6 protein-coding genes are annotated in these 7,570 nt (G+C 70.2%); 1 reads left to right on the plus strand and 5 read right to left on the minus strand.

Annotated elements, in window-relative coordinates:
• Nucleotides 1-353 precede the first annotated feature (353 nt).
• From prmC to ABTU92_RS08170, 5 genes are all read right to left on the minus strand, one after another.
• Entirely contained in the window at nucleotides 354-1,241 is an 888-nt protein-coding gene (gene prmC / locus ABTU92_RS08150; RefSeq protein ID WP_408089438.1) for a peptide chain release factor N(5)-glutamine methyltransferase, read from the minus strand.
• Nucleotides 1,229-1,414 (minus strand): hypothetical protein, encoded by a 186-nt coding sequence (locus ABTU92_RS08155; RefSeq protein ID WP_408089440.1) that lies wholly within the window; start codon nucleotides 1,412-1,414, stop codon nucleotides 1,229-1,231. The genes prmC and ABTU92_RS08155 overlap by 13 nt, the downstream gene beginning before the upstream one ends.
• 28 nt (nucleotides 1,415-1,442) lie before the next feature.
• Entirely contained in the window at nucleotides 1,443-2,522 is a 1,080-nt protein-coding gene (prfA, locus tag ABTU92_RS08160; RefSeq protein ID WP_408089442.1) for a peptide chain release factor 1, read from the minus strand.
• Nucleotides 2,523-2,532: 10 nt separating this feature from the next.
• Nucleotides 2,533-4,800, minus strand: coding sequence for a phosphoenolpyruvate--protein phosphotransferase (gene ptsP / locus ABTU92_RS08165; protein ID WP_408089444.1), 2,268 nt, complete (start codon nucleotides 4,798-4,800; stop codon nucleotides 2,533-2,535).
• Nucleotides 4,801-5,068: 268 nt separating this feature from the next.
• Nucleotides 5,069-6,319 (minus strand): aspartate kinase, encoded by a 1,251-nt coding sequence (locus ABTU92_RS08170; protein WP_408089446.1) that lies wholly within the window; start codon nucleotides 6,317-6,319, stop codon nucleotides 5,069-5,071.
• 265 nt (nucleotides 6,320-6,584) lie between these two features.
• On the opposite strand from ABTU92_RS08170, the gene ubiG reads away from it, so the two are divergent.
• A complete protein-coding gene (gene ubiG / locus ABTU92_RS08175; RefSeq protein ID WP_408089448.1) occupies nucleotides 6,585-7,337 on the plus strand; it encodes a bifunctional 2-polyprenyl-6-hydroxyphenol methylase/3-demethylubiquinol 3-O-methyltransferase UbiG in 753 nt (250 codons plus the stop codon).
• The last annotated feature ends 233 nt before the right edge of the window (nucleotides 7,338-7,570 follow it).

Raw genomic sequence — 7,570 nt, forward strand, 5'->3', positions numbered from 1 at the left:
TTCGGCGTGCCGACGGGGGTCACACCGCAAGTCCTTCCGATGGCTCAGCTTGTGACCGCAGCACGTCTGCGGCGCTGCCAACCTCTCACGATGCTCGCGGGGCTCCCGTAGTGCGATCGAAGCCCGCGTCCAAGCCGCTGAAGTGTTCGATCCCGAGTGGCGCAGCACCAACCCTGTTCAGACGGATTTTGGTGACTGCGTCTGCTGCGTGCCTCGCCGAGCCTATGCTCCGGGCGTCCTATGCAGCAGCTCAAACCGACCCAGGTCGATTCCGTAAGCGGAACCTAGTCGTTCTCGCTGCGGAATCAAGCTCTTTTTTGTCGGCGTTTGGGAAAGACTTTCAAATTTGTATATCAGGTTTGCCGGTGTGCCATGACGGCACGAAAGTGTCCGGAAAAGTCCTGATATGGACCACCGCTCCGGACTAGGCCCGCGGTGTCGAACAGGGCCGCGACGGCTACCGCCTGATCATGCCCGACCTCAACCACGAGCGTGCCGCCGGGGGCGAGCAGGCGTATGGCGTCGTCCGCGATCGCCCGGTACGCCGCGAGCCCGTCCGGGCCGCCGTCGAGCGCGGCGCGCGGATCGAAGTCACGCACCTCCGGATCCAGCGCGGCGATGTCGGCGGTTCGGATGTAGGGCGGATTGGAGACGACGAGATCGAGCCCGCCGGTGAGCGCGCTGCCGTAGTCGCAGGCGACGAAGCGCGCGCGCTCCGACAGCCCGAGCCGGCCGGCATTCTCGCGCGCGACCGCGAGCGCCGCGACGCTGGTATCGGTGCCGATGCCGAACGCGCCGGGAAGCTCGCGCAGCAGCGCGAGCAACAATGCGCCGGAGCCGGTGCCGAGATCGGCGATGCGGTGCACCGCGCGCCGGTCGCCGCGTGCGTCGATCGCGGCGAGGGCCGCCGTCACCACCGTCTCGGTATCGGGACGCGGATCGAGCACGGCGGGCGTCACGACCAGCGGCAGGCTCCAGAACTCCGTGTGGCCGAGAATGCGTGCCACCGGCTCGCGGGCGAGGCGGCGCGCCACGAGCACATTCACGTGATCGGTCTCGGCCGCGGTCAGGATGCGGTCGGCGACACTCGCGAGCCCGGCGTGATCGAGGCCGAGCGCGTGGCCGACGAGAAGCCGTGCGTCGAGGTCCGGCGTGTCGAGCGACCCGGCCCGCAGCGCCGCCGCGACGGCCCGGCGCGCCGCCGCGACCGTGCAGCCGGCGGCGACGATCACCCGAGCCATCCGGCGAGCAGCTGGTAGAGCCGTTCGAGATATCCGGACCAGGAGAGCGCGGCGATGAGGAGGCCGGTCGCCAGCACGAGCTGGATCGACAGGCCCTGCAGGGTCCGCGGTTTCATCATCCGCATGAGCCGGTGCCGCCAGCGGAGCGGAAAGCGCGGCTTGTGCAGAGTCACGACCGTCTCCCTGTCGTTCGCCGGGGCGTCACGCCGCGCCGGCCTCGGCGGCGAGCAGCGCCGCGTTGTGCTCGGTCACGAGCGCGTCGACGATCTCGCCGAGCGCCTCGCCTTCCATCACCTGAGGCAGCTTGTAGAGGGTCAGGTTGATGCGATGGTCGGTGACGCGGCCTTGCGGAAAATTGTAGGTGCGGATGCGCTCGGAGCGATCGCCGGAGCCGACCTGGCCGCGCCGCTCGGCGGCGCGCGCCGCGTCGCGCTTCTGCTGCTCCTGATCGTAGAGCCTGGCGCGCAGCATCGCCATCGCCTTGGCGCGGTTCCGGTGCTGCGAGCGCTCCTCCTGGACGAAGACGACGATGCCGCTCGGCACGTGCTTCACCCGGATCGCCGATTCGGTCTTGTTGACGTGCTGGCCGCCGGCGCCGCTCGACCGCATGGTGTCGATCTCGAGATCCTTGTCGTCGATGGCGATGTCGACGTCCTCGACCTCGGGCAGCACCGCGACGGTCGCGGCCGAGGTGTGGATGCGGCCGGACGCCTCGGTGTCGGGCACGCGCTGCACCCGGTGGACGCCCGATTCGAACTTCAGCCGCGCGAAGGCGCCGGCGCCGCGGATCTCGGCGACGATCTCCTTGTAGCCGCCCATGGTGCCGTCGCTCGCCGACAGGATCTCGGTCTTCCAGCCGCGAAGGCTCGCATAGCGCTCGTACATCCGGAACAGGTCGCCGGCGAACAGCGCCGCCTCGTCGCCGCCCGTGCCGGCGCGGATTTCCAGGATGACGTTGCGCTCGTCCATCGCGTCCTTGGGGATGAGCGCCAGGCGGATGTCGTCCTCGAGCTGCTGCTTGGCCTCCTCGAGCGCGGCCTTCTCGTCGGCCGCGATGCTTCGCATCTCGGCGTCGCTGCCGGGATCGTCGGCGATCGCGACGACGTCGTCGATCTCGCGCAGCAGCTCCTTGTAGCGGGTGATCGTCTCGACGATCGGATCGAGCTCGGACAGCTCGCGCGACAGCCTGGCGAAGGCGTCGGGGGCGAGCTTGCCGGCGAGCTCCGCCTGGAGCGCGGCGTGGCGCGTCACCAGGGCGTCGAGCTTCGCTTGCGGCAGCATCGTGAAAGCCTCAGAGGGACAGGCCTTCGGCCTCGGCGAAGGCGGTGAGCTTGGCGCGCACCGAGGCGCTGCCGAGCGGCAGCGCCATCAGCGCGGCGACCAGGCGCTCGACCTTGCCGGCGTCGAGGTCGAGCAGCATCGCCTTCACGGGACCGACCGCGGACGGCAGCAGCGAGAAGGCACGAAAGCCGATGGCGATGAGCGCGAGCGCGCCGATCGGCTTGGAGGCGAGCTCGCCGCACAGCGTGACCGACTTGCCGTGCGCATTGGCGCGGTCGACGATCAGCTTGAGGACGCGCAACACCGGCACGGACAACGGATCGAAGCGGTTGGCGACGCGGGCATTGCCGCGATCGGCCGCGAACAGGAACTGCAGCAGGTCGTTGGAGCCGACCGACAGGAAGTCGACGCGCTCCAGGAGCTCGTCGAGCTGGAACAGCAGCGCCGGCACCTCCAGCATGGTGCCGACCTCGACGCGCTCGGGCAGCCGGTGGCCGTGCCGGCGCAGATGGGTCAGCTCGCGCTCGACCAGGCCCTTGGCCTCGTCGAACTCGTGCACGGCGGCGATCATCGGGAACATGATGCGCAACTCGCGGCCCGAGGCGGCGCGCAGCATGGCGCGGACCTGGCTGCGCAGGAGGCCGGGGCGATCGAGGCCGAGGCGGATCGCCCGCCAGCCGAGCGCCGGGTTCTCCTCCTCGTAGTTGCGCATGTAGGGCAGCACCTTGTCGCCGCCGATGTCGAGCGTGCGGAACACCACCGGCTTGCCGCCGGCCGCGTCGAGCACGTTGCGATAGAGGGCGAGCTGCTCGCTGGTGCGCGGGAACTGCGCCGCCACCATGAACTGCAGCTCGGTGCGGAACAGGCCGATGCCGACCGCGCCGGTCTCGGCGAGATGCGGCAGGTCGATCGGCAGGCCGGCATTGATCATCAGCGTGACCGGCTGGCCGTCCTTGGTGACGGCCGGCCTGTCGCGCAGGCTGAGATACTGGAGCTGGCGGCGGGCGCGCAGCCGCACCCGCTCCACATAGGCCGCCTCCATGTCGGGGGTCGGGCGGATGTGGACGTCGCCGGTGACGCCGTCGACGATGACGGCGTCGCCCGGATCGGCGAGACCGGTCGCGTTCGGCACCTCGCCGACCGCGGCGATCCCGAGCGCGCGGGCGACGATCGCCACGTGCGAGTTCGGGCCGCCTTCCTCCAGCACGAGGCCGCGCAGGCGGTTGCGGTCGTAGTCGAGCAGCGCCGCCGGCCCCATCGAGCGCGCCACGATGATGGCGTGCTCGGGCAGCCGGTCGCGGGTCGGCGCGTGGTCGTAGCCGAGCAGCTGGCGCTGGAGCCGGTGCGCGAGGTCGTCGAAGTCGTGCAGCCGCTCGCGCAGATACGGGTCGGTCTGGCGCAGCATGCGGGCGCGGGTGTCGGACTGCACGCGCTCGACCGCGGCCTCGGCGGTGAGGCCGGTGAGCACCGCCTCCTCGAGCTTGTGCACCCAGCCGCGGTCGTGGGCGAACATGCGGTAGGCTTCGAGCACGTCGCGGTGCTCGCCGCCTTCCGCCACCTCGCCGCTCTCCAGCATCAGGTCGAGCTCGGCCCGCAGCGTCTCGATGGCGACGCCGAGCCGGCGCAGCTCCTTCTGGACGTCGTCGGCGATGAAGTTGGTGATGACGACGCGCGGCTCGTGCAGCACCACATGGCCGAGCGCGATCGCGTCGGTCAGGGCGGCGCCCGAGACATGGACGGGACGGCGCACCGCCGGCTCGGCGCCGGGCTGGGCCAGCGAGGTGAGCTCGCCCGAGGCGATCATCTCGGCCAGCACCATGGCGGTGGTCTGGAGCGCCTCGACCTCTTCCTCGGAATAGGTTCTGCGCGCGCGATTCTGGACGACCAGGACGCCGAGCGTGTTGCCGGCGCGGAGAATCGGCACGCCCAGGAACGAGCGGTAGATCTCCTCGCCGGTCTCGGGCCGGTACGAGAAGGCCGGGTGGGCCTGGGCGTCGTTGAGGTTGATCGGGCTCGCCTCGGTGGCGACCAGGCCGACCAGGCCCTCGTCCGAGCGCATCACGGTGAGGTGGACGGCCTGCCGGTTCAGGCCCTCGGTGGCGTACAGCTCGAGCGTGCCGTCGACGCGCAGGACATAGACGGAGCACACCTCCGCGACCATGTTCGCGGCGATCAGCACGACGATCTTGTCGAGGCGTTCCTGCGCGCTGACCGGCTCCGCCATGACCTCGCGGAGGCGCCGTAACAGCACGCGCGGACCGCCCAGCGCACCGCGCATCGCGTGAGGTCCTTAAAGGGTCGCGTCACAAGGGCCGGCCGGACGAGGACGGTCCGGGTCCGGGTCGGGAATCGCACCGGGGCGGGCCGGGAGGTCGATTCCGGCAACGGTCATAGCGAATGCGCCGCGGCCGCTGCAAGCGAAAGCGCGTGCCGGCCCCGGGTCGCGCCCCCGTTGTGCAACGTCTTGTCCGAACGGGGTTTCCGAGCGGTGCCCCGGCCCGTCGGGCCTGGCCGGCGGGCTCCGGCCGGGCGCGGCGCCGCGGGGCTCAGGCCTTGTCGAGGCCGTAGAGCGTGTGGAGCGTGCGCACCGCGAGCTCGGTGAAGGCCGAGTCGATCAGCAGCGAGAACTTGATCTCGGACGTGGTGATGGCCCGGATGTTCACGCCGCGGTCGGCGAGCGCCCGGAACGCCGAGGCGGCGACGCCGGCATGGCTGCGCATGCCGATGCCGATGACCGAGATCTTCGACACGTCGGTCGCCGTGTCGAGCCGGGCGAAGCCGATGGCCGCGCGCGCCTTCTCGATCGTGTCCTTGGCCCGCTCGAAGTCGGCGGCCGTGACCGTGAAGGTGAGGTCCGTGGTCTTGCCGTCGGCCGACACGTTCTGGACGATCATGTCCACGTTGATGTTGGCGTCGGACAGCGGGCCGAAGATGGCGGCGGCGACGCCGGGCTTGTCCTCGACGCTGCGCACCGAAATCTGCGCCTCGTCCCTGGAGAAGGCGATGCCGGTGACGACCTCGTGTTCCATGATCTCGGACTCGTCGCAAATCAGGGTTCCGGGAGGGGGCCGGTGCGGATCGATGTCCTCCGGCTTGTCGAAGCTCGACCGCACGAAGATGCGGACATTGTGGGTCATGCCGAGCTCGATCGAGCGCACCTGCATGACCTTGGCCCCGAGCGAGGCCATCTCCAGCATCTCCTCGAAGGCGATCTTGTCGAGGCGGCGGGCCTTGGGCACCACCCGCGGGTCGGTCGTGTAGACGCCGTCGACGTCGGTGTAGATGTCGCAGCGGTCGGCCTTGACGGCGGCGGCGAGCGCCACGGCCGAGGTGTCGGAGCCGCCGCGCCCGAGCGTGGTGATCCGGCCGGTCTCGCGATGGATGCCCTGGAAGCCGGCGATCACGGCGACCTGGCCCTTGGCGAAGCCGGCGATCAGCGGGGCGCCGTCGATGGCGGCGATGCGGGCCGAGCCGTGCTGGTCCGAGGTCTCCAGCGGAATCTGCCATCCCTGCCAGGAGCGCGCCGGATTCCCGAGCGTCTGCAGGGCGATGGCGAGGAGCCCCGAGGTCACCTGCTCGCCCGAGGCGACCACGGCGTCGTATTCGGCCTGGTCGTGCAGCACCGCGATGTCGCGGCAGAACTTGACGAGCTGGTTGGTCGCCCCGGCCATGGCGGAGACCACGACGGCGACCTCGTGGCCGGCGTCGACCTCGCGCTTGACGTGCCGGGCGACGTTCTGGATGCGGTCGATATCGGCGACGGAGCTGCCGCCGAACTTCATCACGAGGCGCGCCATGACGGGTGGGTCGTCCTTCGAAATCGCACGGCGCCGGCCGGCTCGCTGCGCGAGGCTTGCATCGCCCTGATCCCGGCGCGAAAAAGGCGCGTATACATAACGGCGGTGCCCCGCGATGGCAACGGGGCGACCGCAGGGCAGCCCCCCGGCGACGGCTGCCTCGAATCGGATTTTTTTCAAAGAGGCGCCGCCCGAGCAGGCGCCGTCACCCCGCCCCGGTCGCCACGACCTTGAGCGGACCGAGCACAGGCAGACGGAATTCCGAATGAGCATCGATCTCGACAGATCCACCACGGTCGACGCGGCCGAGGTCGCCCGCTTCGAGGCGATCGCCCGCACCTGGTGGGACCCGCGCGGCAAGATGGCCACCCTGCACAAGTTCAATCCGGTCCGGGTCGGCTGGGTGAAGGAGGCGGCCTGCGCGCGATTCGGCCGCGATCCGCACCGGATCGATTGTCTCGCCGACCTGCGCATCCTCGACATCGGCTGCGGCGGCGGGATTCTCTCCGAGCCGCTCGCCCGGCTCGGCGCGAACGTGGTCGGGGCCGACCCGGCGGCGACCAATATCGAGGTGGCGAAGCTGCACGCGGCACAGGGCGGGCTTTCGATCGACTATCGCAACACCACGGCCGAATCGCTCGCCGCCGCCGGCGAGACCTTCGACATCGTGCTGGCCATGGAGGTCGTGGAGCACGTCACCGACGTGCCGCTGTTCGTCTCGGTCTGCGCCGGCATGGTGAAGCCCGGCGGCCTGATGGTCGCGGCGACCCTCAATCGCACCCTGAAGAGCTGGGCGCTGGCGATCGTCGGGGCCGAATACGTGCTGCGCTGGCTGCCGGTCGGCACGCACCAGTGGGACAAGTTCGTCACCCCGCAGGAGCTGGAAGCTGCCATGCAGTCCGCCGGCCTCTCGGTCTCCGGCGAGAGCGGCGTGATGTACAACGTTCTGGCCGATCGCTGGCAGCTGACCCGGGACATGGACGTGAACTACATGATTTCCGCCGAGAAACCGGCCTGATCCGGGGGCCTCCCAGGCCCGCCGGACGCGCCGGGCGGATCGGCCGGGGCGGAGGGGGGTCTAGCCGAAAAAAATCGCCCGGGCGCCTGTCCCGGGACCGGGTCCGACCGCGATCCGGGGGAAATTGAGCGGATTGCCAGGGGCCTAGACAAAAGCGAACGGAATCGCCCCGGGGGTGTTGACTCCTGATCCGAGGGCGGGCATATAAGCGTCATCACGGGCCGCCGCCGCCT

It is taken from the genome of Rhodoplanes sp. SY1, from assembly GCF_046000175.1.
GTDB lineage: Bacteria > Pseudomonadota > Alphaproteobacteria > Rhizobiales > Xanthobacteraceae > Rhodoplanes.

What these genes read in the sequence shown, in the direction of transcription:
- ubiG (WP_408089448.1), top strand. Translation starts at nt 6,585, where the DNA reads ATGAGCATCGATCTCGACAGATCCACCACGGTCGACGCGGCCGAGGTC.
- ptsP (WP_408089444.1), bottom strand. Translation starts at nt 4,800, where the DNA reads ATGCGCGGTGCGCTGGGCGGTCCGCGCGTGCTGTTACGGCGCCTCCGC.
- prmC (WP_408089438.1), bottom strand. Translation starts at nt 1,241, where the DNA reads ATGGCTCGGGTGATCGTCGCCGCCGGCTGCACGGTCGCGGCGGCGCGC.
- ABTU92_RS08170 (WP_408089446.1), bottom strand. Translation starts at nt 6,319, where the DNA reads ATGGCGCGCCTCGTGATGAAGTTCGGCGGCAGCTCCGTCGCCGATATC.
- prfA (WP_408089442.1), bottom strand. Translation starts at nt 2,522, where the DNA reads ATGCTGCCGCAAGCGAAGCTCGACGCCCTGGTGACGCGCCACGCCGCG.